Source organism: Nonomuraea sp. NPDC002799 (assembly GCF_053592075.1).
This window is the reverse complement of the sequence record NZ_JBSFVA010000001.1, coordinates 790,261-815,451: the sequence shown is the minus strand read 5'-3', so window position 1 is coordinate 815,451 and position 25,191 is coordinate 790,261. Positions and strand designations below refer to the sequence as shown.

25 protein-coding genes are annotated in these 25,191 nt (G+C 71.0%); 15 read left to right on the top strand and 10 right to left on the bottom strand.

What is annotated here, in order from left to right:
* Positions 1–33 precede the first annotated feature (33 nt).
* From ACWD0F_RS03640 to coaA, 5 genes are all read right to left on the bottom strand, one after another.
* A complete protein-coding gene (locus ACWD0F_RS03640) occupies positions 34–948 on the bottom strand; it encodes an ABC transporter ATP-binding protein (protein WP_449872328.1) in 915 nt (304 codons plus the stop codon).
* The gene (locus tag ACWD0F_RS03635) at positions 945–1,805 is read right to left on the bottom strand and encodes an ABC transporter permease (RefSeq protein ID WP_449872327.1); all 861 of its coding nucleotides are present in this window, start codon (positions 1,803–1,805) and stop codon (positions 945–947) included. The genes ACWD0F_RS03640 and ACWD0F_RS03635 overlap by 4 nt, the downstream gene beginning before the upstream one ends.
* Positions 1,798–2,706, bottom strand: coding sequence for an ABC transporter ATP-binding protein (locus tag ACWD0F_RS03630; protein WP_449872326.1), 909 nt, complete (start codon positions 2,704–2,706; stop codon positions 1,798–1,800). Before ACWD0F_RS03630 ends, ACWD0F_RS03635 begins: the two co-directional genes overlap by 8 nt.
* Before the next feature lie 40 nt (positions 2,707–2,746).
* A complete protein-coding gene (locus ACWD0F_RS03625; RefSeq protein ID WP_449872325.1) occupies positions 2,747–3,673 on the bottom strand; it encodes a DUF389 domain-containing protein in 927 nt (308 codons plus the stop codon).
* A gap of 169 nt (positions 3,674–3,842) precedes the next feature.
* Complete coding sequence (gene coaA / locus ACWD0F_RS03620) at positions 3,843–4,745, bottom strand: type I pantothenate kinase (protein ID WP_449872382.1); 903 nt, start codon at positions 4,743–4,745, stop codon at positions 3,843–3,845.
* Positions 4,746–4,945: 200 nt separating this feature from the next.
* On the opposite strand from coaA, the gene ACWD0F_RS03615 reads away from it, so the two are divergent.
* The 12 genes from ACWD0F_RS03615 (at position 4,946) to tsaD (ending at position 15,569) form a co-directional block, all read left to right on the top strand.
* Positions 4,946–6,352 (top strand): alkaline phosphatase PhoX, encoded by a 1,407-nt coding sequence (locus ACWD0F_RS03615; RefSeq protein WP_449872324.1) that lies wholly within the window; start codon positions 4,946–4,948, stop codon positions 6,350–6,352.
* Between the two features lie 13 nt (positions 6,353–6,365).
* A complete protein-coding gene (locus tag ACWD0F_RS03610) occupies positions 6,366–6,716 on the top strand; it encodes a holo-ACP synthase (protein WP_449872323.1) in 351 nt (116 codons plus the stop codon).
* A gap of 9 nt (positions 6,717–6,725) precedes the next feature.
* A complete protein-coding gene (locus ACWD0F_RS03605) occupies positions 6,726–8,174 on the top strand; it encodes an NAD(P)H-hydrate dehydratase (protein ID WP_449872322.1) in 1,449 nt (482 codons plus the stop codon).
* Between the two features lie 65 nt (positions 8,175–8,239).
* Positions 8,240–9,385 carry an alanine racemase gene (gene alr / locus ACWD0F_RS03600; RefSeq protein WP_449872321.1) on the top strand — a complete coding sequence of 382 codons (1,146 nt, stop codon included), beginning with the start codon at positions 8,240–8,242 and terminating at the stop codon, positions 9,383–9,385.
* 45 nt (positions 9,386–9,430) lie between these two features.
* Entirely contained in the window at positions 9,431–10,483 is a 1,053-nt protein-coding gene (locus ACWD0F_RS03595) for an alpha/beta fold hydrolase (RefSeq protein WP_449872320.1), read from the top strand.
* A 1-nt stretch (position 10,484) separates the two neighbouring features.
* Positions 10,485–10,943, top strand: a complete 459-nt coding sequence (gene tsaE / locus ACWD0F_RS03590) for a tRNA (adenosine(37)-N6)-threonylcarbamoyltransferase complex ATPase subunit type 1 TsaE (RefSeq protein WP_449872319.1) — start codon at positions 10,485–10,487, stop codon at positions 10,941–10,943.
* A gap of 210 nt (positions 10,944–11,153) precedes the next feature.
* Positions 11,154–11,792, top strand: coding sequence for a hypothetical protein (locus ACWD0F_RS03585; RefSeq protein ID WP_449872318.1), 639 nt, complete (start codon positions 11,154–11,156; stop codon positions 11,790–11,792).
* 13 nt (positions 11,793–11,805) lie between these two features.
* Positions 11,806–12,339: a class F sortase gene (locus tag ACWD0F_RS03580; RefSeq protein WP_449872317.1), complete on the top strand. Its 534-nt coding sequence runs from the start codon at positions 11,806–11,808 to the stop codon at positions 12,337–12,339.
* A 158-nt stretch (positions 12,340–12,497) separates the two neighbouring features.
* On the top strand, positions 12,498–13,427 hold the full coding sequence (locus ACWD0F_RS03575; protein ID WP_449872316.1) for an aminoglycoside phosphotransferase family protein: 930 nt from the start codon (positions 12,498–12,500) through the stop codon (positions 13,425–13,427).
* 27 nt (positions 13,428–13,454) lie between these two features.
* Positions 13,455–14,102: a tRNA (adenosine(37)-N6)-threonylcarbamoyltransferase complex dimerization subunit type 1 TsaB gene (tsaB, locus tag ACWD0F_RS03570; RefSeq protein WP_449872315.1), complete on the top strand. Its 648-nt coding sequence runs from the start codon at positions 13,455–13,457 to the stop codon at positions 14,100–14,102.
* Between the two features lie 11 nt (positions 14,103–14,113).
* A complete protein-coding gene (gene rimI / locus ACWD0F_RS03565; RefSeq protein WP_449872381.1) occupies positions 14,114–14,545 on the top strand; it encodes a ribosomal protein S18-alanine N-acetyltransferase in 432 nt (143 codons plus the stop codon).
* A complete protein-coding gene (tsaD, locus tag ACWD0F_RS03560) occupies positions 14,538–15,569 on the top strand; it encodes a tRNA (adenosine(37)-N6)-threonylcarbamoyltransferase complex transferase subunit TsaD (RefSeq protein ID WP_449872314.1) in 1,032 nt (343 codons plus the stop codon). Before rimI ends, tsaD begins: the two co-directional genes overlap by 8 nt.
* 172 nt (positions 15,570–15,741) lie before the next feature.
* Here the strand turns inward: tsaD and ACWD0F_RS03555 are convergent, their stop codons facing one another.
* Positions 15,742–17,661 (bottom strand): hypothetical protein, encoded by a 1,920-nt coding sequence (locus tag ACWD0F_RS03555; protein ID WP_449872313.1) that lies wholly within the window; start codon positions 17,659–17,661, stop codon positions 15,742–15,744.
* A 194-nt stretch (positions 17,662–17,855) separates the two neighbouring features.
* Positions 17,856–19,025, bottom strand: a complete 1,170-nt coding sequence (locus ACWD0F_RS03550; protein ID WP_449872312.1) for a class I SAM-dependent methyltransferase — start codon at positions 19,023–19,025, stop codon at positions 17,856–17,858.
* A gap of 547 nt (positions 19,026–19,572) precedes the next feature.
* Here ACWD0F_RS03550 and groES point away from each other — a divergent pair.
* The 3 genes from groES (at position 19,573) to ACWD0F_RS03535 (ending at position 22,287) form a co-directional block, all read left to right on the top strand.
* A complete protein-coding gene (gene groES / locus ACWD0F_RS03545) occupies positions 19,573–19,884 on the top strand; it encodes a co-chaperone GroES (protein ID WP_184958020.1) in 312 nt (103 codons plus the stop codon).
* A 71-nt stretch (positions 19,885–19,955) separates the two neighbouring features.
* Complete coding sequence (gene groL, locus ACWD0F_RS03540; RefSeq protein WP_449872311.1) at positions 19,956–21,575, top strand: chaperonin GroEL; 1,620 nt, start codon at positions 19,956–19,958, stop codon at positions 21,573–21,575.
* A gap of 118 nt (positions 21,576–21,693) precedes the next feature.
* Positions 21,694–22,287 carry a DUF7711 family protein gene (locus ACWD0F_RS03535; protein WP_449872310.1) on the top strand — a complete coding sequence of 198 codons (594 nt, stop codon included), beginning with the start codon at positions 21,694–21,696 and terminating at the stop codon, positions 22,285–22,287.
* Positions 22,288–22,447: 160 nt separating this feature from the next.
* On the opposite strand, the gene ACWD0F_RS03530 is transcribed toward ACWD0F_RS03535, so the two are convergent.
* Genes ACWD0F_RS03530 through ACWD0F_RS03520 form a run of 3 tightly spaced genes read right to left on the bottom strand, consistent with a single transcriptional unit; the run spans position 22,448 to position 25,172 of the window.
* Complete coding sequence (locus tag ACWD0F_RS03530; protein WP_449872309.1) at positions 22,448–23,716, bottom strand: SGNH/GDSL hydrolase family protein; 1,269 nt, start codon at positions 23,714–23,716, stop codon at positions 22,448–22,450.
* Positions 23,713–24,261 carry a hypothetical protein gene (locus ACWD0F_RS03525; RefSeq protein ID WP_449872308.1) on the bottom strand — a complete coding sequence of 183 codons (549 nt, stop codon included), beginning with the start codon at positions 24,259–24,261 and terminating at the stop codon, positions 23,713–23,715. Before ACWD0F_RS03525 ends, ACWD0F_RS03530 begins: the two co-directional genes overlap by 4 nt.
* Positions 24,258–25,172 carry an alpha/beta hydrolase gene (locus ACWD0F_RS03520; RefSeq protein WP_449872307.1) on the bottom strand — a complete coding sequence of 305 codons (915 nt, stop codon included), beginning with the start codon at positions 25,170–25,172 and terminating at the stop codon, positions 24,258–24,260. The genes ACWD0F_RS03525 and ACWD0F_RS03520 overlap by 4 nt, the downstream gene beginning before the upstream one ends.
* Between the last annotated feature and the right edge of the window lie 19 nt (positions 25,173–25,191).

Here is a 25,191-nt window from a genome sequence, read left to right as displayed (position 1 = left end):
CCTCCAGGTGGCGGCACTCCCTCGTGGTATTCATCAGGTGCTCCTGGTGATCAGGTAGGAGAAGACGCTCTCCAGGTCTTCGTCCGCCGGGGAGACCTGGTGCAGGTGCACGCCTTCGGCCTGGGCGACGCGGGGCAGGAGCCGGGCGAAGCGGCGGAACTCGGTGGCCTGGACCTCCAGGCCGTCCGGGCGCAGCGTGATGCCGCCGGCCGAGTTGTCGCGGATGAGGGCGGCGGCCAGCTTCCGGTCGTCCGAGGAGCGGATCAGGAACAGGTGGGGCCGGTCCGTCATCAGCCGCCGGATCTCCCGGAAGTTCCCCGAGGCCGCGTGCCGCCCGGCGACCAGCACCTCGATCTGCTGGGCGACCCGCTCGACCTCCTCCAGGATGTGGGAGCTGAACAGGATCGTCTTGCCCGCCGTGCCCATGGCCCGGATCAGGTCCATCAGGTGCATACGCTGGCGCGGGTCCATGCCGTTGAACGGCTCGTCCAGCAGCAGCACGGGCGGGTCGTGGACGAGGGCCGCGGCCACCTTGACGCGCTGGCGCATGCCCTTGCTGTACGTCTCCACCCGGCGGTCCTTGGGCCCCTCCATCTCGACGGTGGCCAGCGCCTTGCGGGCGGCTTCGTCGGGGTCGGAGAGGCCGTGGAGACGGGCGGCGGACAGGACGAACTGCCAGCCGGTGAGGAAGCCGTACACGCCCTCCCGCTCCGGAACTAGGCCGATATTTCGGTAAATCTGGTGGTTCTTCCAGACCTGGACGCCGTCCAGCGTGACGGTGCCGCCCGACGGCGGCAGGAAGCCGGCCATCATGTGCAGGAGCGTCGACTTGCCCGCGCCGTTGGGGCCGAGCAGGCCCGTGACGCCCGGGCCGATCGTCATCGTCACGTCGTTGACGGCCACCACGTTGCCGTACCAGCGCGAGACCTGGGAAAGCTCGATCTTCACTGCGAGGCCGCCTTCCGGTAGCGCAGCGCGAGCGCGAACACGCCGGCGACGACCAGCACGACCAGGATCGCGGCCGAGGCGGGGCCGTTGGGGTAGGGGCTGCTCTCGATGGAGTGCGGCGGGGTGCCGAACAACCACGACTGCACCGAGTCGACCAGCCAGAACGGGTTCAGCAGCCACGCCCAGGCGGCCCCCGACTCGTTGCCCGTCGAGGCCAGCGAGGCGTAGACCACCGGGACCGAGGCGGACGACAGCAGGTAGACCACGATCACCGAGGCCACGCCGAGCCCGCGCCGCGGCGTGAACGAGGCCAGCGCCAGCCCGAACGCCGACAGCAGCACCGCCAGCGCCAGCGTCATGACCAGGGCGCCGACGTATTCGCCGGTGGCCGGGGAGCCGGGCATGTCGACGACCAGCTCGCCCACGTAGATCAGCGTGAGCGGCACCGCCACCAGCAGGAACAGCGCGACGGTCATGGCCGTGACCTTGGCGGCGACGTACTCGGTGACCGAGACGGGGCGTGACAGGTAGAGAGGCAGCACGCGGTGGCGCAGGTCGGGGGCGACCACCGTGGGCGCCTGCGAGGCCAGGAAGGTCGCTATCACGGCCTGCATGACGACCGCGAACCCGCTGTAGGCGATGCCGCGCTGCCGGGCCAGGGCCATGATGGCGATGGTCACCACGGCGGGCAGCAACATGATGGTGGCCAGGGCGAACGGCATGATCTTGCTGCGGGCGGTGCGCCCGAGGCCGAAGATGCCGCGCAGGCTGTGCACGGCCAGCGCCCTGGTCGCGTAGCCGCGGCCGAGCCGCGGCCCCTCGTAGTGCCGATAGCCGATGTCGTAAATCTCAGACATTTGCCGTCTCCTCCCTGAAGACGTCCTCGATGCGGTGACGTCCTTGTTCGAGGCGGATCAGGCAGAGGTCCAGGTCCACGGCGGCGTCACGGATCGCGTCGAACGTCTCGGGGCCGAGCACCTTGACCACGAGCAGGCGGCCCTGCCGCGAGACGGTCTGCCCCTGCTCGGTCAGCCGGGCGGCCAGCGGCTCGGTGCCCTCGTCGACCTCGACCGTGACCGTCTGCGTGGCCTGGGTGAACTCGGCGATCGCCGAGGAGCGCAGCAGCCGCCCGGCGTCGATGACGATCACGTGGTCGCAGATGCGCTCCAGCTCCCCCAGCAGGTGGGAGGTGACGAGCACGCTGATGCCGAACTCGGTGCCGATGCGCCGGATCAGCGCCAGCATCTCGTCGCGGCCCCGCGGGTCGAGGCCGTTGGTGGGCTCGTCCAGAAAGATCAGTTTAGGGTCGTGGACCAGGGCCTGAGCCAGCTTGACGCGCTGCTTCATGCCCGTGGAGTAGCCTCCGACGGCACGATAGCGCTCTTCGGCCAGGCCGACGTGGCGCAGCACATCGGCGGCGCGTTCGCGGGCGGCGACGCGCGGCAGCCCGGACATCTGTGCGAGGTGGACGACTAATTCGGTGGCGGATACGTCCGGCGGGAGACACTCGTGCTCGGGCATGTAGCCCACGAGCCTGCGAATTTCGGCCCCCTGTGCGGTCACGTCCAGATCGAGCACCCTGGCGGTGCCGCCGCTGGGCGGCAGCAGACCGAGCAGGATCTTGATGAGCGTGGACTTGCCCGCGCCGTTGGCACCCACCAGACCGGTGACCCCTGGCCCCACGGTGACCGTGAGCTGGTCGATCGCGGTGACGGTGGGGAAACGTTTGGTCAGCCCCTCGGTGGCGAGGATGTGCATGTGCCGGACCCTACCTGGCGTCCCAGGCCCTTGGCCTCGTTCATGCGGATGAACGGCGTCCTACTTGAGGCCAGAATTTCCGCTGGACGAGCAGTGTCGCGGTGCCCGCGATCACCATGCCGAGGATGTTGACCGCGAGCTGCGAGATCGACCCCGCGACCTCGGCCCAGTCGCTCAGCGCCATCGCGACGGCCGCGTAGCCGGCCGCGGGCACCGTGGTGACCGAGATGAAGACGCCGATCAGGGCCGACGACTTGCCCGCGGTGACCGACAGGACGCCGGCCGCGCCGGCCAGCAGGGCCACGATGAACGACCACCGGTCCGGCTTGACGATGAACTGGACCTCCTCGTTGCCGGTGAGGTTGCCCATGTCGATCCAGCCGAGCAAATTGAAGACGAGCGCGCAGGCGAAGCTGATGGCGATCGCCACCGTGAACCCGACGATCAGCGTCTTGATCGACTTGATGATCAGATGCCACCGGCGGTGCAGCAGCCCGAAGCAGATGGCCGCGATCGGGCCGAACTCGGGCCCCAGCACCATCCCGCCGATGATCAGAATGGGGGAGTTGAGCAGCACGCCGATGCCCGTGAGCTGGGTGGCGATGGCGAGGAAGACAAGATAGGCCCACGTGATGCGGGACTCGGAGTGCATCTTGTGCGCCAGTTCCTCCCACACCACCGCGTCGCCGGGGTCGCCGGGAGCCTCCTCGATGGCCTCGGCCGCGACCTTGGACAGCGCCAGGTCGACCTGCTCGATGGCGATGGAGCCCTCGTCCTCCAGCCATTTGAGCCTGCTGAGCACCTCGTTGGCCGACTCGCGCGCCGCGTCGCAGAGCAGCACGTCGCCGGCGGGCCGCCGGCCCGCGCCGGGCAGGACGACGATGTTGGTGACGCCTGGGCATTCCTCCAACACCGCCGTCGCCTCGGGGGTGCGCGCGGCCGGGCAGATCAGTCGCAGGTGTAGCACGTTGCCATTGTCGTCCATCGGACGTTGACGTGGCGTTGACGCGATCACGTGAGGCTTTCTCACATGATTCGCCACACGTGCCACGATCATGGTGAGGAGTGCTGGTTCGCCGGGATCGACGACCAGGAGTGCGGGGGCAGGTTCGCCCGTTACGTGTTCGAGGAGGCGTTCAGGTCTGTCGCAGACGCACCCGGCGGACCGCGTGGTCGACGCCCTTCTTCAGCACGAGGTCGGCGCGGCCCCTGGTGGGGGCGATGTTCTCGACCAGGTTGCGCTCGTTGATGTCGCGCCAGATGTTCTCGGCGAAGCGGGTGGCCTCGTCGTAGGGCAACTCCGACAGGTGGCGGAAGTAGGACTTCGGGTCTTCGAAGGCGGTGCGGCGCAGCTTGTGGAAACGTTCGACGTACCAGGTGCGGATGTTCTCGATCTTGGCGTCGACGTAGATGGAGAAGTCGAAGTAGTCGTTGACCGCCAGGGACGTGGGCGGGGCGGGCTGGAGGACGTTGAGCCCTTCGATGATCAGGATGTCAGGGCTTTTCACGGTCTGTTTGGCACCGGGGACGATGTCGTATTCGAGGTGGCTGTAGATGGGAGCGTGCACTTCCGGGAGGCCCGCCTTCACCTCCGCCACGAACCTGACCAGCGCCCGCCGGTCATAGCTCTCGGGGAAGCCCTTGCGATGCATGATCTTCTTGGCCTCCAGCACCGCGTTGGGATGCAGGAAGCTGTCGGTGGTGATCAGCTCCACGTGCGGGTGCTCGGGCCAGCGGGCGAGCAGGGTGTGCAGCAGTCGCGCCGTGGTCGACTTGCCGACCGCGACGCTGCCCGCGATGCCCAGGATGTAGGGGACGCGCTGCTCCGCGTGGCCGAGAAACGCGCTCAGCACGCTGCTGCGCTCTTTGGACCCGGTGAAGTGCAGGTTGAGCAGCCGGGTCAGAGGGAGGTAGATGTCGGTGACCTCGGTGAGGTCGATGGGGTCGTCGACGCCGCGCAGCTCTTCCAGCTCGTCTGCGGTGAGAGTCAAGGGCGTGTTCTTGCGGAGCTCGCTCCACTGCTCCCTGCTCAGTTCCACGTAGCCGTTGTTCACCTAGGCAGCGTAGCGATGCGGGACAAACCGGATCATGGCCGGGGGCGCGGGTGCTTCGGTGTCCACAGCCTGTGGATAAAGACGTGGGATTACCGAGACTGCGTTCGGGGAAGGAGGACGGGTCTTTCGCGAAGTCGCTCTTTCGGCAATCGCAGACGGCTACTGTTTCGTGCCGGGAGGTCTTCGTGGACCGTCGTCGCTTCATCTTCACCGTGGCCACGGGCATCGCCGGGCCTTTCGCGGGGGTCGCCTGCGCGGGCGAGCAGGGCGGAGCCAGACCGGCGCCCGGATACGGGGCGTTGAGGCCCGTACGCGACCTGCGCGATGGAAAGGTGCGGCTGCGCCTGCCCGACGGGTTCACCTACCGCTCCTTCAGCGCCGCCGGCGAGAAGTTCAGCGACGGATCGGCCGTACCGGGCCGGCACGACGGCATGGCGGCCTTCTCCGGCCCCGGCGGCAGCGCCATCCTCATCCGCAACCACGAGGTCTCCGGGCCCGTCGGCGCGTTCGGCGACAAGGACAAGGCCTACGACCCGATGGCCGGCGGCGGCACCTCGACGCTGCGCGTCACCCGCTACGGAGAGGTGCTGACGAGCGCCCCCTCGCTGAACGGCACCATGACCAACTGCTCCGGCGGTCCCATGGTGTGGCGGGCCTGGGTGAGCTGCGAGGAGACGGTCAACGGGCCCGACGTGGCCGACGACCACTCCGGCGCCGACAACGCCAAGCTCAAGGAGAAGCACGGCTACCTCTTCGAGGTGCCGGTCCACCGTGCCGCCACGGCCAGGCCGATCAGGTCCGCCGGGCGGTTCGCGCACGAGTCGGTCGCGTTCGACCCGGCCACGGGCGCGCTCTACCTGACCGAGGACAACTTCGCCTTCCCGTCCGGGTTCTACCGGTATCTGCCCCCGAAGCATCCCGTCCAGGCCGGGAAGCTGCTCGACGGCGGCCGGCTGCAGATGCTCGCCGTCAAGGGCGCCAAGCGCAAGGACCTGTCAGCGGGACAACCTCCGGGCGCCTCGTACGCCACCGTCTGGGTGGACATCGACGACCCCGACCCGGCCTTCACCGGCAGGCCGTCCTACGACGAGGCGGTCCAGGCCGTCGGCAGGCAGGGCAGGGAGGAGGGGGCGGCGATCTTCTCCAGGCTGGAGGGGGCCGTCTACCACCAGGGGACGGTCTACTTCGTCTCCACCCAGGGCGGGGCCACCGCGCCGGGCGACTCGCCGCCCGACGGGTTCGGCAAGGGGCGGGGCCAGGTGTGGGCGTACGAGACCTGGAGCGGGCGGCTCAAGCTCGTCTACGAGTCGCCGCGCTCGGCCGTGCTCGACCTGCCGGACAACGTGACGGTCAGCAGGCGCGGCACGCTGGTGTTGTGCGAGGACGGCGACGGCGACAACTACCTGCGCGGGCTCACCAGGACGGGGCAGATCTTCGACTTCTGCCGCCTGGAGCCCATCACGGGCGACCCCGGCGCGGAGTTCGCCGGGACCACGTTCGGGCCCGGCGGCCACACGCTGTTCGTCAACGTCCAGGCCAGGCAGGGCCGCTCCTTCGCGATCTGGGGTCCGTGGGAACGGGGCCTGTTCTAAGTACTCTGGGACGATGATCCTGGGTATCGGCGTGGACATCGTGGACATCGCCCGCTTCGAGGCCGCCCTGGAGCGCACACCGGCTCTGCGGGACCGGCTCTTCACCGAGATCGAGAAGCCGCTGCCGGTGCGGTCGCTGGCCGCCAGGTTCGCCGCCAAGGAGGCCGTGGCCAAGGCGCTCGGCGCGCCCAGGGGGCTGGGACACCTGGAGGCCGAGGTGCGCCGCGACGAGCTCGGCAAGCCCGAGTTGCGGATCACCGGCAAGGCCGCCGAGGTGGCCTACGACCTCGGGGTCAAGCGGTGGCACGTTTCTCTGAGCCACGACGCGGGCGTGGCCGTGGCCTACGTGATCGCCGAGGGATAGTTTCTGATCATGCGCACCGCCTACACCGCCGACCAGATCCGGGCCGCCGAGCACGTGCTGATGGCACGACTGCCCGAGGGCACGCTCATGGCCCGGGCCGCCACCGGGCTCGCCGCCGTCTGCGCCGACCTGCTCGGCAGGGTGTACGGCAAACGCGTCGTGCTCCTCGTCGGCAGCGGCGACAACGGCGGCGACGCGCTCTACGCCGGTGAGCGCCTGGCCAGGCGAGGCGCCTGGGTGGGCGCCGTGCTCGCCGGGTCCAAGACGCACGAGGCGGCCCTGCGGGCGCTGCGGCAGGCCGGCGGCCGGGTCGTCGAGCCCGGCGAGCTGGAGCGGGCCGATCTGATCATCGACGGGCTCGTCGGCATCGGGGTGGCCGGGGCGTTGCGGGAGCCGTACGCGCGGCTGGCCGAGCGGGCGAACGCCGCGCGCGGCACGATCGTCGCGGTGGACGTGCCGAGCGGCGTGGACGCGAGCAGCGGCCGGGTGCACGGGGCGGCGATCCACGCCAAGGTGACCGTGACCATGGGGGCCTACAAGACGGGGCTGCTCGTCGATCCGGGCGCCGCCTGCTCGGGACGCGTCGAGCTGGTGGACATCGGGCTCGGCGCCTTCCTGCCCGATCCCGACACCGCCGCGCTGACCGACGGCGACGTGGACGTCCTGCTGCCGAGGCCCGGCCAGGAGTCGGACAAATACCGCAGAGGAGTGCTGGGGGTCGCGGCGGGCAGCGACCAGTTCACCGGCGCCGCCGTGCTCGCCGTGGGCGGGGCGCTGCGGGCGGGCGTGGGCATGGTCCGCTACGCCGGCCCCGCCGAGCCGGTCGCGCAGGTGCGCGGCCACTGGCCGGAGGCGGTCGTCACCGAGCTGGCGCGGCCCTCGATCGACGACGTGGGGCGGGTTCAGGCGTGGGTGCTCGGGCCCGGCCTCGGGACCGGTGACTGGGCGCACGAGCTGGCGGCCAGGGTGCTCGCGTCCAACGTGCCCGTGCTGGTCGACGCCGACGCGCTGACGCTGGTGGCCGGGGATCGGGGGCTGCTGCGGCGTACCGCGCCGGTGCTGATCACGCCGCACGCCGGGGAGCTGGCCCGGCTGATCGAGGCCGGCCGCGACCAGATCGAGGCCGCCCGGCTGGAGCACGTCCGCGTGGCGGCGGCCGAGCTGGGGGTGACCGTGCTGCTCAAGGGCTCGACCACCGTGATCGCGGAGGACTCCAGGCCGGTCCGGGTGAACGTCACCGGCACGCCCTGGCTCGCGACCGGCGGCACGGGAGACGTGCTGGCGGGGGTGGCGGGGGCGCTGCTCGCCCAGGGGCTGAGCTGCTACGACGCCGCCTCCTGCGCGGCCTACCTGCACGGGGTCGCCGGGCGGATCGCCGCCGGTGGAGCGCCGCTGACGGCCGCCGACGTCGCCGCGGCCGTCCCCAGGGCCATCCGCGCCGTCACCGGCGACTCGTAGGCGTGTAGGGGTCCTGGCAGCGAAAATCGCGCTCGACCACGTGCGTGAGCTGCCACACTAGAAGGATGTACTACTCGATGCCCTCGCCCGCGCAGGCGCGGGTGGACCTGGCGGCGATCCGGCGCAACGTGGCCCTGCTCAAGGAGCGGGCCGGCGGCGCCGAGCTGATGGGCGCCGTCAAGGCCGACGCCTACGGGCACGGGCTGGTGCCGGCGTCGGAGGCGATCCTGGAGGGTGGCGCGAGCCGGCTGGGCACCGCGTTCGTACGCGAGGCGCTCGCGCTGCGCGCGGGCGGCGTGACCGCGCCGATCCTGTCGTGGCTCATCACCCCCGGCGAGCCGCTGGACGAGGCGCTGCGCCAGGACATCGAGCTGTCGGCCGCCGACGAGCGGCTGCTCGGCGAGATCGCGGACGCCGCGCGCCGCACCGGCCGCACCGCGAAGCTGCACCTGGAGGCCGACACCGGCATGAGCAGGGGCGGGGCTCCGGCGGCCGCCTGGCCCGGCCTGCTGGACCGGGCGCTGGAGCTGCGGGCCGAGGGGGTCATCGACATCGTCGGCCTCTGGTCCCACTTCGCCTGTGCCGACATTCCCGGACATCCCTCGATCGAGTTGCAGATACAGGCGTTCGAGGCGGCGCTGAAGACGGCCGAGCAGGCCGGCGCGGCCGGTTCTCACGTCATCAGGCACCTGTCCAACTCCGCCGCCCTCATGACGCTGCCCGCCGCCCGCTACGACCTGGTCAGGCCGGGCCTCGCGACGTACGGCCTGAGCCCGATCCCCGAGCTGGGCGACTTCGGCCTCCGGCCGGCGATGACCTTGGTGGCGCAGGCCGGCCTGGTCAAGCGGGTCCCCGAGGGCTCGGGCGTGTCCTACGCCCACCTCTACACCACCGAGCGCGAGACGACGCTCGGCCTGGTCCCGCTCGGCTACGCGGACGGCATCCTGCGGCACGCGACCGGGCGCGCCGAGGTGCTGGCCGGCGGGCGCCGCAGGCGCGTCGCGGGCCGGGTCTGCATGGACCAGTTCATGATCGACATGGGGGACGACCCGCTGTCGGCAGGAGACGAGATCGTGCTGTTCGGGCCCGGCGACGGGGGCGAGCCGACCGCTCAGGAGTGGGCGGATACTCTCGGCACGATCACGCATGAGATCGTGACCAGGATCGGTTCGCGGGTACCGCGTGTCTACGAGCACAGGAGCTCCCAGTGACGCAAGGCACCGCGCGACGGCCATGAGCGTAGAAGGATCGGGGACATGACGACGACGACAAGACGGCGCAGGGTCGGGATCGCCGGCGCGCTCGTCGGTGCGGCATCCGCCGGAGTCGCGGCGGCGGCGCTGGCCAAGCGTTACGCGGTCGGCCGCATCAGGCTGCGCCCCGACACGGAGTCCAGTGAGCCGTACGGCGAGCTGCGGGGCAGGGAGCGCACGCTCGTCACCTCCGACGGGATGGCGCTGCACGTCGAGATCGACGGGCCCGATGACGCGCCGCTGACCGTGGTCTTCTGCCATGGCTACTGCCTCAACCTGGAGTCCTGGCACTACCAGCGCAAGGACCTGCGCGAAAACTACCGCGTCGTGCTGTGGGACCAGCGCTCCCACGGGCGCTCGCAGCGCGGCGGCGCCGCCGACAGCACGATCGACCGGCTGGGCGAGGACCTGGCCGAGGTGATCGAGCAGTTCGTGCCCGGCCCGTGCGTGCTGGTCGGCCACTCCATGGGCGGCATGACCATCATGGCACTGGCCGACCGCCACCCCGAGCTGTTCGGCGACCGGATCCGCGCGGTGGCGCTCATCGCGACCTCGGCGGGCAAGCTGGCCGAGCTGACGCTGGGCCTGCCCGCGCTGCTGTCCAAGGTCGTGCACAAGGTCGCCCCCTCGACGGTCTCGATGCTGGGCAAGCGCGGCTCGCTGATCGACAAGACCCGCCACGCGGGCAGCGACATCGCCTTCCTGATCACCCGCTACATGGGCTTCGGCGACTCCAAGAACGTCAGCCCGACCCTGGTCGACTTCGCCGAGTCGATGATCAGGGGCACGCCCACCGAGGTGGTCGCCGACTTCTACCCCGCGCTGATGAACCACGACAAGCTCTCCGCCCTGCACGTGCTCGACCCGGTCCCCACGGCGATCCTCGTGGGCGACCACGACTGGCTGACCCCGCCCGAGCACAGCAAGGCCATCGCGGCCGCGCTGCCCAAGGCGCAACTCACCGAGGTGCCCGACACCTCCCACCTGATCCAGCTGGAGCGGCCGGGCATCGTCAACGACGTGCTGCGCGACCTGGCCAAGCGGGTGGAGCTCTGACGTGAGGCTCGCGACCGCCGAGGCCATGCGCGCGTACGGCGCCCGCCTGGCCGGCCACCTGCGCCCTGGCGACCTGCTCGTGTTGTCGGGCCCGCTCGGCGCCGGAAAGACCACGCTCGTGCAGGGCATCGCCGAAGGGCTCAAAGTACGCGGACCCATCACCTCGCCCACGTTCGTGATCGCCAGGGTGCACCCGTCACTGCGCCAGGGCCCGCCGCTCGTGCACGTCGACGCCTACCGGCTGGGCGGCGACCTGGAGGTGGACGACCTCGACCTGGACGCCTCCCTGGAGGAGTCCGTCACCGTCGTCGAGTGGGGAGAGGGCCTGGTGGAGGGCCTGGCCGACGACCGGCTCGACATCCACATCGATCGCGAGGCGGGCGACGAGGCGCGGATCATCACGCTGCGCGGGGTGGGCCCCAGGTGGGCCGACACGCCGTCTGATCCGCCAGAAGATTAAAACCACCGTCAAACAGTGTTAATGCTGGCACCCTTGACTTACCAGGCCATAGATATGAATCATGATCGCTGGTCAGGGATTCGCCCAGAAATTCTGGGTATCAGGAGGGGCGACATCCACAATTTTGGTGGATGCTGGGGTGCAAGACGGCAAAGTGGGGTGCGGCCGGTGCTCAGGGTCAGGCGAGTCGCTTACGCGGGAGTCATCGTCATGGTCGGTCTGACCGGCTGCACGGCCTCAGCGGAAACAGATCCCACACCGACACCCTCGGCCAGCGGCACAGCCGCTCCGTCGGCCACGCCGAGCACGCCCCTCACCGGCAGTCCCCGGCCGACGGCCACCAGGCAGACCATCTCGGTCCAGCTCAACCCCGACCGCATCACCGCGGGCGAGACCTCCAGCGTGTGGATCCTGGCCAACTGCCCGGTCCCGACCGGCGGCCCCGCGCACACCGGCACCGCGACCTCCAGGGCGTTCGTCAACGGCGTCACGCTCAACCCCGTGCCCGCGGCGTCGATCACGCCCGCCGTGACCGCCAGCCCCGCCAACGGCTCGCCCTGGGTGCGCGGCGAGGCGCGCGTGTCTGGAGCGGTCCGGCGCGGCAACTACCGGGTCGACGTCAAGTGCGACGGCACCAACGACATGGGCCGCGCCACGCTCAGGGTCGTCGCGGCCGACGCCCTGCCCAGCAGCGTGCCGAGCAAGGCGCCCAAGGCGGGCGGCGGCGGCATGTACGCCAAGGACGCCGGCGAGGAGTCCTCCATCCCGTTCGGTCCCGCCGCCGTCCTCATCGGGCTGGCGCTGGTCGCGGGCGCCGGCATCGCGGTCAAGCGGCGCAACCGGGCGTAGGCGGGCTGAGGCGATGGCCCGAGCAGGACGGGTGGTGCTCGCGGGCGCCCTCACGGGACTGGCGCTGGTGGCGTTCGGCAAGGGCATGACGGGCACCACGCCCGTCGCGGCCGTCGTGCCCGAGAGCATCGACATCCCCTCGATCGACGTCGAGGCCTCGCTGATGAAGCTCGGCCTGGACAAGAACGGCGAGGTCGAGCTGCCGCCCTACGAGAAGCCGAAGATCGCCGGCTGGTACACCGGCAGCGCCGTACCCGGGGAGAAGGGGGCTTCGGTGATCATCGGCCACGTCGACACCAAGTCGGCTCCGGCCGTGTTCTACAAGCTGAGGCAGTTACGCAAGGGTGAGACCGTCAAGGTCGAGCGCAGCGACGGCAAGGTCGTGAGCTACAAGGTCGACGCGATCGAGCAGGTGCACAAGGACTCCTTCCCGGCCAAGCGGGTGTACGTCGAGGACGGGCTCAAGCTGGTCACCTGCGGCGGCAAGTTCGACTACGCCAAGGGCGAATACCTCGACAACATCATCGTCTACGCCTCGAAGGTCTGAGTTCGGGCACACCTTCGTGGGCTGAGACCGGCTGCGCCTTCGCGGCCTGAGACCGGCTGCGTCTTCGTGGGCTGAGACCGGCTGCGTCTTCGTGGGCTGAAAACGGCTGCGCCCGCCGCGGCCTGAAAACGGTTTGCGCCCTCCGGGAGCATGGAGGCATGAGCGCAGAGACCCATCCGCCCGCGTCCGGCACGCGGGTGCCGTGGCAGAAGGTCCACCCGTCGGTGCGCGCGGCGGTCGAGGAGTTCCTCGGCGGCCGGGTGGTGGCGGCCGACACCCAGCCGGGCGGGTTCTCGCCGGCGGCCGCGGTGCGGTTGCGGACCGAGGGCGGCAGATGCGCGTTCGTCAAGGCCGTCGGCCCCGAGCCGAACCCCGACACCCCCGGCATCTACCGCGCCGAGCTCAAGATCGCCGCGATGCTCCCCGCGTCACTTCCCGCGCCGCGCCTGCTGACCGGCTTCGAGGTCGCGGGCTGGGTGGCGCTGGTCTTCGAGGACATCGACGGCGCCCATCCCGCGCTGCCGTGGCGGCGCGGCGAGCTCGACCGGGTGCTCGCCGCCGTCGGCGAGATGTCGGCCCTGCTGACCCCCGCCCCCATCGACGCGCCGCCGATCGAGGCGGTCTTCGGCCCGCGCCTGCGCGGCTGGCGGCGGCTCCTGGAGGAGGACACCGCGGGCCTCGACCCCTGGGCGCTGCGCCACCTCGGCGCGCTGGCCGAGCTGGAGTCCGGCTGGGCCGTGGCGGCGGCGGGCGACAGCCTGGTCCACGCCGACCTGCGGGCCGACAACATCCTGCTCACCGACGAGCACGTCTACGTCGTCGACTGGCCGTGGGCCTGTGTGGGCGCGCCCTGGTTCGATCTGGTGTCTCTGCTGCCCTCGGTCGGCATGCAGGGCGGGCCGCAGCCGCATGAGCTGCTCACAAACCCCGATCCGGCCGTGACCGCCGTGGTCGCCGCGCTGACCGGCTATTTCGTCCGGCAGGGCCGCCTGCCGGGGCCGCCGGGGATTCCCAAGCTCAGGGCGTTCCAGCAGGCGCAGGGCGTGGTCGCGCTCGGCTGGCTGAAGTGGCGTACCGGCTGGGTGTGAGCCGTCCGGCGGGTAGGCTAAACAGTCGTGCTGGTCCTGGCCTTTGATACCGCGACACCTGCTGTCACCGCCGCGCTCCATGACGGGGAGCGTGTGCTCGCCGAGTCGACGACGATCGACGCCCGGCGCCATGGCGAGCTGCTCGTTCCCACCATCGAGGTGGTGCTGCGCGAGGCGGGCACGTCTCTGCGCGACGTCACGGCGATCGTGGCGGGCAGCGGCCCCGGGCCCTACACCGGGCTCAGGGTCGGGCTGATGACCGCGCAGGGGCTCGCCACGACGCTCGGCGTGCCCGCCTACGGCGTGTGCACCCTCGACGCGGTCGCCTACGGCAGCGGGTTCGGCGAGCCGTTCCTGGTGGCCACTGACGCGCGGCGCAAAGAGGTGTTCTGGGCGCGTTACGCGGACATGCGCACCAGGCTGGCCGGGCCTTTCGTGGACCGGCCCGCCGACGTTCCGGTGGAGGGGCTGCCGGTCGTGGGCGCCGGTGCCGCGCTTTATGCCGAAATTTTGGGACAAGGGGGCGGGGTGGCGCCGTACCCGTATGCGGGCGCCCTGGCCGCCCTCGCGGCCGAGCGGCTGGCCGAGGGCACGCCGCTCGACCCGCCGCGCCCGATCTACCTGCGCCGGCCCGACGCGGTGGTGCCGGGCGCGCCCAAGAGGGTGACGGCGTGAGGCTCAGGCCGATGACCGAGGCCGACCTTCCGGCGGTCATGGCGATCGAGCGGGCCACGTTCCCGCTCGACGCGTGGAGCGAGGGCATGATGCGCGGCGAGCTGGCCGACATGCCGCGCTCGCGCCACTACGTCGTGGCCCTGGTCGGCGACGAGATCGTGGCCTACGCCGGGCTCGCCGTCGCAGCCGATCAGGCCGACGTGCAGACCATCGCGGTGCTGGACAAGCACCAGGGCACCGGCCTCGGCGGCGCGATGCTGACCGAGCTGCTCGCCGAGGCGCGCCGCAGGGGAGCGCGCGAGATCTTCCTGGAGGTCCGGGACGACAACCCGCGGGCGCAGGGGGTCTACCGGCATTTCGGGTTCGAGGACATCGGCACCCGCCGCCGCTACTACGACGACGGCACCGACGCGATCATGATGAGAAGGAAGCTGGATGGCTGACGCACCTCTGGTCCTGGGCATCGAGACGTCCTGCGACGAGACCGGCATCGGCATCGTCAGAGGTCACACGCTGCTGGCCAACACGATCGCCTCCAGCATGGAGGAGCACGCCCGCTACGGCGGCGTGGTGCCCGAGGTCGCCTCGCGCGCCCACCTGGAGGCCATGACGCCGACCGTGGAGGCCGCGCTGGCCGAGGCCGGGCTGAGATTCGCCGACATCGACGCCATCGCCGTCACGGCGGGCCCTGGGCTGGCCGGGGCGCTCCTGGTCGGCGTGGCCGCGGCCAAGTCCTACGCGCTCGGCCTCGGCGTGCCCCTCTACGGCGTCAACCACCTGGCCGCCCATGTCGCCGTCGACCAGCTTGAGCACGGGCCGCTGCCCAAGCCGTGCATCGCCATGCTGGTGTCGGGCGGGCACTCCTCGCTGCTGCTCGTGCCCGACGTGGCCGCCGACGTCATCTCGCTCGGCTCGACCGTCGACGACGCGGCGGGGGAGGCGTTCGACAAGGTGGCGCGGGTGCTGGGGTTGCCGTTCCCCGGCGGGCCGTACATCGACCGGGCCGCGCGCGACGGGTCCGCCACGGCGATCACGTTCCCGCGCGGCAAGGTCGACGACGGCACGCTCGACTTCTCCTTCTCCGGCCTCAAGACCGCCGTGGCGCGCTGGGTCGAGGCCCGCGAGGCCACCGGGCAGTCCGTGCACGTGCCCGACGTGGCCGCCTCCTTCCAGGAGGCCGTGGTCGACGTGCTGACCCGCAAGGCGTTGCAGGCGTGCAAGAAGTACGACGTGCACGACCTGCTCGTCGGCGGTGGGGTGGCGGCCAACTCGCGGCTGCGGGCGCTGGCGCAGGAGCGGTGCGAGGCGGCGGGTGTGCGCCTTCGGGTGCCCAGGCCCGGGCTGTGCACCGACAACGGCGCCATGGTCGCCGCACTGGGCTCGGACCTGGTGGCGGCCGGCATCACACCGTCCACGCTGGAGATCCCGGCCGACTCCTCGTTGCCGATCACGACCGTCTACGTGTGAGCCCGTCGCGCGGGCCACGCTCGCGCGGGCCACGCTCGTGCAGACCGGCTCGCGCGGCCCGCGCTCGTGCAGACCGGCTCGCGCGGGCCGCGCTTGTCCGGGCCGGGCTTGTTAAGTCGCGCTTGTCCGGGGCGGTGTGTCCGGGGTGGTGGGTCCGGGTGGCTTCGGGGGCTCAGTCCTTGGTCCTCGTCGGGCGGAGCAGGGCCTCGGCCAGGACCAGCATGCTCTCCTCCAGGGCGCCGAGGCGCTTGGTCAGGTCGTCGGTCGCGGGCGCGACGATGCCGCTGACCGTCTCGGCGAGCTCGTCGCGGTCCGGGCGCGACCGCACCAGGTCGGTGAGCGTGTCGGCGGCGGCGGCCAGGCGCTCGGCGTGCTCGCCGGTCTGCGACCTGATCAGGTCGCCGACCCGCTCGGGGATGGCCAGGGCGGCGGGTAGCTGCACCACACGCTGGTTGACGGCCTCGATGCGGTCGTCCACGGACTCCAGGTGCTCGCCGGCCTGCTCGGCGCGGGTGGCCAGGCCGTTCATGTGGGCGTCGAGGCCGTTGAAGCGGGTGTCGAGACCGCTGAAGTGGCCGTCGATCGTGTCGAGGCGGCCGCTCAGGTGCTCCTCGGCCTCGCCCAGCCGCTCGTCGATGGCGTCGATCTGGTTGTCGAGCTTGTTGAAGCGGCCCTCGCTGCGGGTGGCGCTGTCGCCCAGGTGCTGGTCGGTGGTGGCCATGCGCTCGTCGAGTGAGGTGAAGCGGGTGTCGATACGCATGTCCAGCGCGTCGAAGCGGTCGTCGTGGCGGCCCAGGTGACCGTCCATCGTGCCCAGCCGCTTGTCGACCCCGCCGAGCCGGCTGTCCACGGAAATGAGGCACTTGTCGACGCCGGTCATCCGCCCGTCGAGCCCGTCGAGCCTGGTGTCGATGTCGGCCAGGCACTCGTCGGCTGACTCCAGGCGGCTGTCGAACCCGGTCAGCCTGGTGTCGAGGCCCATGAGGCGGCCCTCGGCGCGTTCGAGGCGGGCGTCGACGCCGTCGAGCCGGGCGGCCAGGCGCTGCTCGCTCTCGCCGAGCTCGACGGCGAGGTGCCGGTCGGCCTCGTCGAGCCGGGCGGTCAGGCGCTGCTCGATGCCGGACAGGCGGCCGGTGAGCTGCTCGTCGGCCTCCCTGAGACGTGTGGTGGCGCGCTCGTCCGCCTCGGTGAGCTGGGTGGTGAGGCGCTCGTCCGTTTCGTCCAGGCGGGCTGTCAGGCGTTGGTCGGTCTCGTCGAGGCGGGCCGTCAGGTGCCGGTCCGTCTGGTCGAGGCGGGCCGTCAGGTGCCGGCCGGTCTCGTCCAGGCGGGTCGCGAGGTGCTGGTCGGTTTCGTCGAGGCGGGTGGTGAGGCGCTGGTCGGTCTCCTCGATCCGCGTGGTGAGACGCTGCTCGGCGGCGTCGACCTTGACGGCCATCTGCTCGGCCGTGCCCGCCAGGCGGTCGTTGACGCTCTCGGACAGATCGCCCACCACGATCTCGACGCGGTCGGTGCGGGTGGCCAGATCGGCCATCGACTTGTCGAGCCTGGTGAACCGGCTGGCGGCGGCCTCCATGCTGGAGTGGAGGGTGGCCAGGGTGGCGGCGAAATCGGACATGCCCTTGGTGATGCCATCGGTGGAGTCGAGCACGGACTGCAGCCGGTTGAGCGCCTCCTCCACGCTCTCGCCCATGGTCCCCAGATCGGCCCAGAGGCTCGGCAGCTCGGCGACGGGGGCGATCTGGGCGTCGACGTGGCCCACCCGCTCTCCGACGGCGTCCACGTGGTCGCGGACCGCCTCCACGTGCTGGGCGAGGCCCTCCGCCCACATCGGCGGCTTGGCGGTGATCTCGTCGAGCCGTCCGCTGACCGATTCGAGCGTGCCGCTGAGCCCGCCCAGCTCGCGCTCGCGGACCTCGCGAAGCAGCCACTCCATGCCTTCGAGCCGCTGGCGGATCTCGTCGAGCACGGCGCCCTGGGTGCGCTGCTCGTACACGTGATCCTGAGCGGCACGCGCGAGCAGGTCGCGCATCCTCGCGGGAACGTCGGTCGGAGCGCCTGCCTGGAGAAGGACGGTGTGGCTGGAATGGTTCACCGAAAGGCTCCTTCGCTCGCCGACGGTCAGCCGCGCAGCGGTGGGGATAGGTCCGGTCTGCAGTTGAAAGAGCGAAAACGCGGTTAACCGCACTAGGGGGAGAACGCCCGCCCGCCAACCTTAGCCTCTCGGCAAGGTCCGTCAGTGCTGAAGTGAAAGATCGCGGTTATCGGATAAATGAGCGATTTGGGCGTTCAGGCAGGTCGGAAGGGGTTGCAGATGAGGACCGAGGGTTTATCCAGAATTCGGGTCAGCATGATGACCGCAGATTTATCCCCGTTGAGCCGCAGGTCGGCGCGGAGGCGTTCGATGTCGATGGCGGAGCCGCGCTTTTTGATGGTGACATTACCGATTTGTCGCTCTCGGAGTGTGGTACGCAGCTTTTTCAGGGAGAACGGCAGAATGTCGGTCACTTCGTACCGGGAGGCCCAGGGAGTGTCCACCGGATCGTCGGCCGTGATGTAGGCGATCATCGGATCGAGCAGGCGGCCATTGATCATTTCGGCCACCTCGCCCACCAGGTGTGCCCGGATGGCGGCGCCGTCCGGCTCGTAGACGTAGCGGCCGGCGGGGCCCACCGGGGGCCGGACGTCCCGGGCGGCCATGGTGTGCCCGGCGGGGAGCAGGGTGGCGCGCCGGCCGTCCCCCTGGCCGGCCCAGATCGTGGCCTCCTTGACCTCGCCCTTGTAGGAGATCCATTCAGCTTCCGCGCCGCCGGGGATGAACTCGTACGGGATGCCCGGGGCCACCTTGAGGCAGGCTCTGCGGGCTCGGGAGATCAGGTCGAGCACCACGGGCCAGGGCGGCGAGTAGGCCATGGGGTCGAACGTCCGGCCCCGGCTCGTCCGGCGGGCAGGATCGGCGAACAGGACGTCGTACGCCTCCGGGCGCACGGTGGCGGCGTCGGCCACGGTCACCGTCACCCGGTCGCCCACCCCGAGCGCGTCGGCGTTCGCCCTGGCCACGGCGGCGGTCAGGGGGTCGGTGTCCACGGCCGTCACGGTGCAGCCGGCGCGCGCCAGGGCCAGGAAGTCGCCGCCGATGCCGCAGCAGGCGTCCACGACGCTCGGGCCCGGCGCGGTCGCGGCGATCCGGCGGGCGCGGTGCTCGGCGACCTCCGCGCGGGTGGACTGCTCCAGCCCGTGAGGGGTGAAGTACATCGCGCCGGCGTCCGCGCCGAACTTGGCTCTGGCGCGTTCGCGCAGCCCGGCCTGGGTGAGGGCGGCGGAGGTGAGGGTCGCGTCGTAGGTCTTGCGCAGTTTCGTGGCGGCGGCGACCGGATCGGCGCCGATGAGCTCCCCGGCCTCGGCGAGGGCTCGCCGGCCGCGCGGGGTGAGCAACTCGTTGAAGGCGTCGACGTCCACGTCGGACGACGTTAGCGCGGTCGCGCGGGTGCGGACGCCGCCACGTCGGTGGTGCCGGGAACGGACCGGCGCAGACGATTCCGCTCCGGGAACGGACCGGCGCAGACGATTCAGCTCATGGCGTAGCGGAACATTTGGAGCGGGTCGTGCCCGGCGGTGGCGGTGGGTATGTCGCCTTCGGCGGCGCGGTGCCGACGTGAACGTTCGTGCACGTGGGAGACTTGGGAAAGGCCGTTGTGACGGTCGTGGAGCTGCTGGGCGCGGGGGTCGCACGGGCCCTGACTCTCGGCGTCGCCGGTGCCTGGAGTCGCCTGACCGGACTCGTGCTCGCGCGGGCGCCGGCGCTGATCTGGCGGACGGCTCTGATGCCTGATCGCTGTCAGCGGACGCGTTCGTGTTGACTGTCAAGCCCCTCTTGCATATGTTTCCTGTTGGCACTCTCCCCTTGAGAGTGCCAACGTGCGACGAGGCAGGTCTGACACCCGCGACGGCAGGCCCCGCTGGTCGCCTCTTCTAGATCATTCAAATCTGAAGGGGAGGTCCGATCGTGACGACCGCCACCAAGGTTCCCGTTAAGCCGCTCGGCGACCGCATTGTGGTTCAGCCGCTTGAGGCTGAGCAGACCACCGCTTCCGGCCTGGTCATCCCGGACACTGCCAAGGAGAAGCCGCAAGAGGGCAAGGTCCTCGCGGTGGGTCCCGGCAACTGGGATGAGGACGGCGACAAGCGCATTCCGCTTGACGTCGCCGAGGGCGACATCGTCCTCTACAGCAAGTACGGCGGCACAGAGGTCAAGTACGGCGGCGAGGAGTACCTCGTGCTCTCCGCCCGCGACGTTCTCGCGATCATCGAGAAGTAAGCCGGTTGTGTCGGGCCCCGGGCGCTCTTGTGGGCGGCCGGGGCTTTCGATGCTAGGAGAGGACTTTCAGCATGGCGAAGATCCTGGAGTTCAACGAGGACGCCCGCCGCGCTCTTGAGCGTGGTGTGAACGCCCTCGCGGACGCCGTGAAGGTTACCCTCGGCCCCCGTGGCCGCAACGTCGTCATCGACAAGAAGTTCGGTGCCCCGACGATCACGAACGACGGTGTGACCATCGCTCGTGAGATCGAGCTGGAAGAGCGCTACGAGAATCTCGGCGCCCAGCTCGCCAAGGAAGTTGCCACCAAGACCAACGACATCGCGGGTGACGGCACCACCACCGCGACCGTCCTGGCCCAGGCCATGGTCCGCGAGGGCCTGCGCAACGTGGCCGCCGGCGCCTCGCCGCTGTCGCTCAAGCGCGGCATCGACAAGGCCGCCAAGGTGATCAGCGACAAGCTGCTCGCCAGCGCGCGCGAGGTCGGCGACAAGAACGAGATCGCCAATGTCGCGACGATCTCCGCGCAGGACGCCAAGATCGGCGAGCTGATCGCCGAGGCGTTCGACAAGGTGGGCAAGGACGGTGTCCTCACCGTCGAAGAGTCCAACGCCATGGGCATGGAGCTCGAGTTCACCGAGGGCATGCAGTTCGACAAGGGTTACCTGTCGGCCTACATGGTGACGGACCCCGAGCGCATGGAGGCCGTCCTCGAGGACACCTACGTCCTCATCACCCAGGGCAAGGTCGCCTCCATCGCGGACTTCCTGCCGCTGCTGGAGAAGATCGCCCAGACGAAGAAGCCGCTGCTCGTGATCGCCGAGGACGTCGAGGGCGAAGCCCTGGCCGTGCTGGTGACCAACAAGATCCGCGGCACCTTCACCTCCGTGGCCGTCAAGGCCCCGGGCTTCGGCGACCGCCGCAAGGCCATGCTGCAGGACATCGCCACCCTCACCGGCGGCCAGGTCGTCAGCGAGGAGGTCGGCCTCAAGCTGGAGCACGTCGGTCTCGAAGTGCTCGGCACGGCCCGCCGCGTCGTCGTCACCAAGGACGCCACGACCATCGTCGACGGCGCCGGTGACGCGAAGGCGATCGAGGACCGGGTCAAGGAGATCAAGATTGCCATCGAGCAGTCCGACTCCGACTGGGACCGCGAGAAGCTGCAGGAGCGCCTGGCCAAGCTCGCCGGAGGTGTGTGCGTGCTGCGTGTCGGCGCCGCCACCGAGGTGGAGCTGAAGGAGAAGAAGCACCGCCTCGAGGACGCGATCTCCGCGACGCGCGCCGCGATCGAGGAGGGCATCGTCTCCGGCGGTGGCTCCGCGCTCATCCACGTGGGCAAGGAGCTCGACGACCTCGGCCTCACGGGCGACGAGGCCACCGGTGTCGGCGTCGTGCGCCGCGCCCTGGCCGAGCCGGCCCGCTGGATCGCCGAGAACGCCGGTCTTGAGGGCTACGTCGTGACGCACAAGGTGGCCGAGCTCTCGGCCGGTCAGGGCTTCAACGCCGCGACCGGCGAGTACGGCGACCTGATCGCGCAGGGCGTCATCGACCCGGTGAAGGTCACGCGGTCGGCTGTGCAGAACGCGGCTTCGATCGCGGGCATGCTGCTCACCACCGAGGTTCTCGTGGTGGACAAGCCCGAGGAGGAGGCTCCCGCCGCCGGCGGTGGCCACGGTCACGGCCACGGCCACTGACCCGTCTTTCTCTCTTGCTGTCACGGCCCGCACCCTCCCGGGGGTGCGGGCCGTGACGTTGTGCGGGGTCGCGGCAACCTACGCTGGTGGCGAAGCGGGCAGGGGGAGGCGGCGGAGTATGCGATACCGGCGGGCGGTGGAGCGGCTGCGGATGCTCGCCGACGCGTGCGACCAGACCAGGCGCGTGCCGGCGAACGAGCCGTTCCTGCGCGAGGCGTACGTCTTCGGCGATCTGCCGGCGGGAACCGATCCCGTCGACCAGATCCAGGCCGTCTTCGTGCTGAACCTGCCTGCCGTCGAGGTGGCCTGGGAGTCTCATCCGCCCGGCACCGCGTGGCTGGTCGACTTCCTGCGGCTGGATCAGGGCGGGGTCGCCTACTGGTGGCGCTCGCACCAGGATCCCGTGGCGAATCACCTCATCCGGAGCCCGGTGCGGTTCTGGTCGCTGGACGGTCCCGATCGGGAGGTGCTGGACGCGCTCGCCGAGCGCCGCTTCGACGGGCCGCGCGAGGGGCCGCCCGATGCCGGGGAGGAACGGGCTCAGGTGGAGGCCGAGCTCCGGACGGCTCTGGCGCATCTGCGCGAGGTGCGCGGCTCCTACTGGGACCGGCAGTGGCGGCGTGAGCATCGCGGGCTGGGGCGTTCACCGGAGCGTCATCTCTGGGAAGCGGTGGCGGGGTATCTGGATCTGCTGGATGTGCGGGACGAGTGAACGCGGGTTCCGCGTGCAGCAGGGAGACGCTCGACGCCGGGGTTCCGCGTGTAGCAGGGAGACGCTCGCCCGCTCGACGCGGGATTCCGCATCGAGCAAGGAGACGCTCGCCCGGTCGTACCAGGCGAGCGTCTCGGCGGCGGCGGGGTCCGCGTCGCACTCAGCGCGCGGAGAGCTGGTCGGCGATGAGGCGGGCCATGGCGGTGTAGCCGGCGTCGTTGGGGTGCAGGTGGTCGCCGCTGTCGTAAGCGGGGTCGAGGACGTCGGGGTCGCCGGGGGCGGCCAGGCCCCGGTCGAGGTCGACGACCGTGTCGTACTCGCCGGAGGAGCGGATCCACTGGTTGACGGCGTCGCTGACGGCGGCGGCGTGCTCGCCCCAGTGGTCGGAGTTCTTGAAGGGCAGCAGGGTCGCGCCGACCACCTTGACGCCCTTCGCGTGCGCCTGCCGGATGAGCCGGCGGTACCCGGCGATCAGCTCGCCGGCGGAGACCACGGGCGCGGGCTTGTACGTCGGGGTGTCGGACTCGCTGAAACCGATGTCGTTGACGCCTTCCAGCACGATGACCGTGCCGACGCCCGGCTGGTCGAGGACGTCGCGGCGGAAGCGGGCGGCCGAGTGGTCGCCGTACCAGGCGGAGTCGTTGAGCACCAGGTTGCCGCCGATGCCGGCGTTCAGGACGGGTCGGGCCCGGCCCGTGGCGGCGAGCCGCTCTGCCAGCTCGTCGGGATAGCGGCCGTTGGCGTCGCCGGTCGAGCCGAACCCGTCGGTGATGGAGTCACCGAAGGCCACCACGGTGTCGCCGCTCTTCTTGCCGCCCGTGACGTCGACGCCGGACAGGTAGTACCACGAGTGCGTCGCCTGCGTGTAGGCGCTCGCGGTGGCGTCGGCGCGGTGGTCGCCCGGTGCCCGATAGCTGCTGGCGTACGCCTGTGAGTGGAACGTCGCCGGTCCCGTGGTGCCGGCGAAGTACAGCGTGACGGCCACCGACTGGAACGGGCTTACGTCGAGCCGTACGGGGTCGCTGGTCAGCCCGCCATGGGCGGGGATGTCCGCCGATGCGGCCTGCCCGAAGGTCAGGTGCCGCACGGACTCCGGCCGCACCGAGGCGCCCTGCCCGGCGTAGGCGACGGTGGCGCCCGTCAGGTGCACGGCGGACGAGCCGTAGTCGTTCGACAACCGGATGCGCACCGATGAGCCGTCCGCGGTGAGCCGGACCACCTGGCGCACGCTCTGGCCGCTGAAGCCCTCCTCCGCCCAGTTCGGCTCGAACCCGGCGCTGGCCCGCTGGGGCGCGGCCATCCACGCGGCCTGCCAGCCCCGCTGCCGCTCGGCGTCGGCCTGAGCGGGGCCGGCGCCGGCCGCGGACGTGCCGAGTGCGATCACCAGGGCCGACAGTGCCGCACCGATCTTCGTGGTGACGTGATTCATGATCTGCTCCTCAATGGTTGGGTCAGTTGGTCGTGTGCAGAGCGGACGATGCGCCAGTCGCGCTGGAACACGAGGTTGTGCAGGTCGGCGGCGGCGATGGCCCGCATGACGGGGACGAGCTCGGTGGCCTGGGCCTGGTCCAAGACGTTGAGCGGCCACTCGCCGACGGTGGCGCCGCGCAGGTGGGGGTGATGGAACCCGGCCCCGTAGTGCGCGGTCAAGGTGATCGGGACGATGCCCGTCCGGCGTTGCTCGGGCCAGCTGAGCCGCCAGGCGGCGTAGGCGCCGCCGGTCGGATCTCGTTGCGGGCCGGTGGCCTGGACGGCGCCGGTGCTGAGCAGGAGGTGCCGGTCGACTTCCGCGAGCACCTGGCGGGCGGGGGCGTCGAGCAGGCCGACGGCCTGCCGGAACGCGGACTCCTTGTCCTGGCGGGTGGAGCGGCCGGCATGGGTGCCGTCCCGCAGGTCCTCGAAGTGCCTGGCCAGCGCCTCCCACGGGGCCGGGGGTCGTTCCCGGCTGCCGTGCTGGGCGGGGGAGATGGTCATGGAGACTCCTGCCACGAGGTGGGGAAAGGGTGGTCGCTGAGGGCCGCGAGTTCGCAGGCCAGCCGTTCGAGGAGGAGGCTGCCGGGCTGCAGGATGTCGCCGTGGCGCACGCCGGGCAGGCGCAGGTGCCGTACGGGCACGTGGTCCTTGCGCAGTCGGCGGGCGTAGGCCAGGACGTCGTCGCGGACCGGGTCGGCGGTGCCGACGGCGAGCACGGCCGGCGCCGTTCCAGCCAGGGAGGCCGCCTCGAAGGGGGTCGAGTACAGGCGGGCGCCGTTCTCGTCGCGGGCGGCGGACGCGCCGCTGCCGCGCCAGGCCCGCCAGGCCCGCCGCAGTGAGGCGGCCTGCGGGAAGACCTCCGGCTCGCTCCTGAAGGACGGGCTGCCGCAGGCAGGGTCGAAGGGCGGGTACGCCAGGATCTGGGCGTCCAACGGCAGGCCGCGATCGCGGGCGGCCAGGGCCGCGCAGGCGGCGAGGGTGCCTCCCGCGCTGTCGCCGCCCACGGCGAGCGGCAACCTGTCTCGCCCGCCCTGCCCCTGCCCGTTCTGCCGGCCCTGTCCGTCCTGTCCGGCCTGCTCGACCTGCCTGGGCTGTCCGGCCCGTCCGGCCCAGGTGAGGGCGGTCAGGACGTCCTGGAGGGCGTCGGGATGGCGATGGCGCGGCGCGAGCCGGTAGTCGACGCTGATCACCTCCCAGCCGGAACGGGCGGCGAGGGCGCTGGTGACGTGGTGCCATTCGCCGGCGGAGCCGCGCTGCCAGCTGCCGCCGTGCGCCCACACCAGCCGGCCTGCCGGCGGCCGGTCGGCGTTCTCCGGCCGATAGACGTGGACGGTGACCGGTGATGTCGCGGGGATGATCGTGCGAACCCCTCGGGGAAGGCGGATCTCCTGGTGGGATGTGCTGCTGTGCATGGTGGCGTGACACCTCCTC

Bases quoted from the DNA above. Each gene is read 5' to 3' on its own strand.
- ACWD0F_RS03635 (WP_449872327.1), bottom strand. From the start codon at position 1,805: ATGTCTGAGATTTACGACATCGGCTATCGGCACTACGAGGGGCCGCGG.
- ACWD0F_RS03630 (WP_449872326.1), bottom strand. From the start codon at position 2,706: ATGCACATCCTCGCCACCGAGGGGCTGACCAAACGTTTCCCCACCGTC.
- ACWD0F_RS03610 (WP_449872323.1), top strand. From the start codon at position 6,366: ATGATCCTGGGTATCGGCGTGGACATCGTGGACATCGCCCGCTTCGAG.
- ACWD0F_RS03605 (WP_449872322.1), top strand. From the start codon at position 6,726: ATGCGCACCGCCTACACCGCCGACCAGATCCGGGCCGCCGAGCACGTG.
- alr (WP_449872321.1), top strand. From the start codon at position 8,240: ATGTACTACTCGATGCCCTCGCCCGCGCAGGCGCGGGTGGACCTGGCG.
- ACWD0F_RS03595 (WP_449872320.1), top strand. From the start codon at position 9,431: ATGACGACGACGACAAGACGGCGCAGGGTCGGGATCGCCGGCGCGCTC.
- ACWD0F_RS03585 (WP_449872318.1), top strand. From the start codon at position 11,154: ATGGTCGGTCTGACCGGCTGCACGGCCTCAGCGGAAACAGATCCCACA.
- ACWD0F_RS03580 (WP_449872317.1), top strand. From the start codon at position 11,806: ATGGCCCGAGCAGGACGGGTGGTGCTCGCGGGCGCCCTCACGGGACTG.
- ACWD0F_RS03575 (WP_449872316.1), top strand. From the start codon at position 12,498: ATGAGCGCAGAGACCCATCCGCCCGCGTCCGGCACGCGGGTGCCGTGG.
- rimI (WP_449872381.1), top strand. From the start codon at position 14,114: ATGACCGAGGCCGACCTTCCGGCGGTCATGGCGATCGAGCGGGCCACG.
- tsaD (WP_449872314.1), top strand. From the start codon at position 14,538: ATGGCTGACGCACCTCTGGTCCTGGGCATCGAGACGTCCTGCGACGAG.
- groL (WP_449872311.1), top strand. From the start codon at position 19,956: ATGGCGAAGATCCTGGAGTTCAACGAGGACGCCCGCCGCGCTCTTGAG.
- ACWD0F_RS03535 (WP_449872310.1), top strand. From the start codon at position 21,694: ATGCGATACCGGCGGGCGGTGGAGCGGCTGCGGATGCTCGCCGACGCG.
- ACWD0F_RS03530 (WP_449872309.1), bottom strand. From the start codon at position 23,716: ATGAATCACGTCACCACGAAGATCGGTGCGGCACTGTCGGCCCTGGTG.
- ACWD0F_RS03525 (WP_449872308.1), bottom strand. From the start codon at position 24,261: ATGACCATCTCCCCCGCCCAGCACGGCAGCCGGGAACGACCCCCGGCC.
- ACWD0F_RS03520 (WP_449872307.1), bottom strand. From the start codon at position 25,172: ATGCACAGCAGCACATCCCACCAGGAGATCCGCCTTCCCCGAGGGGTT.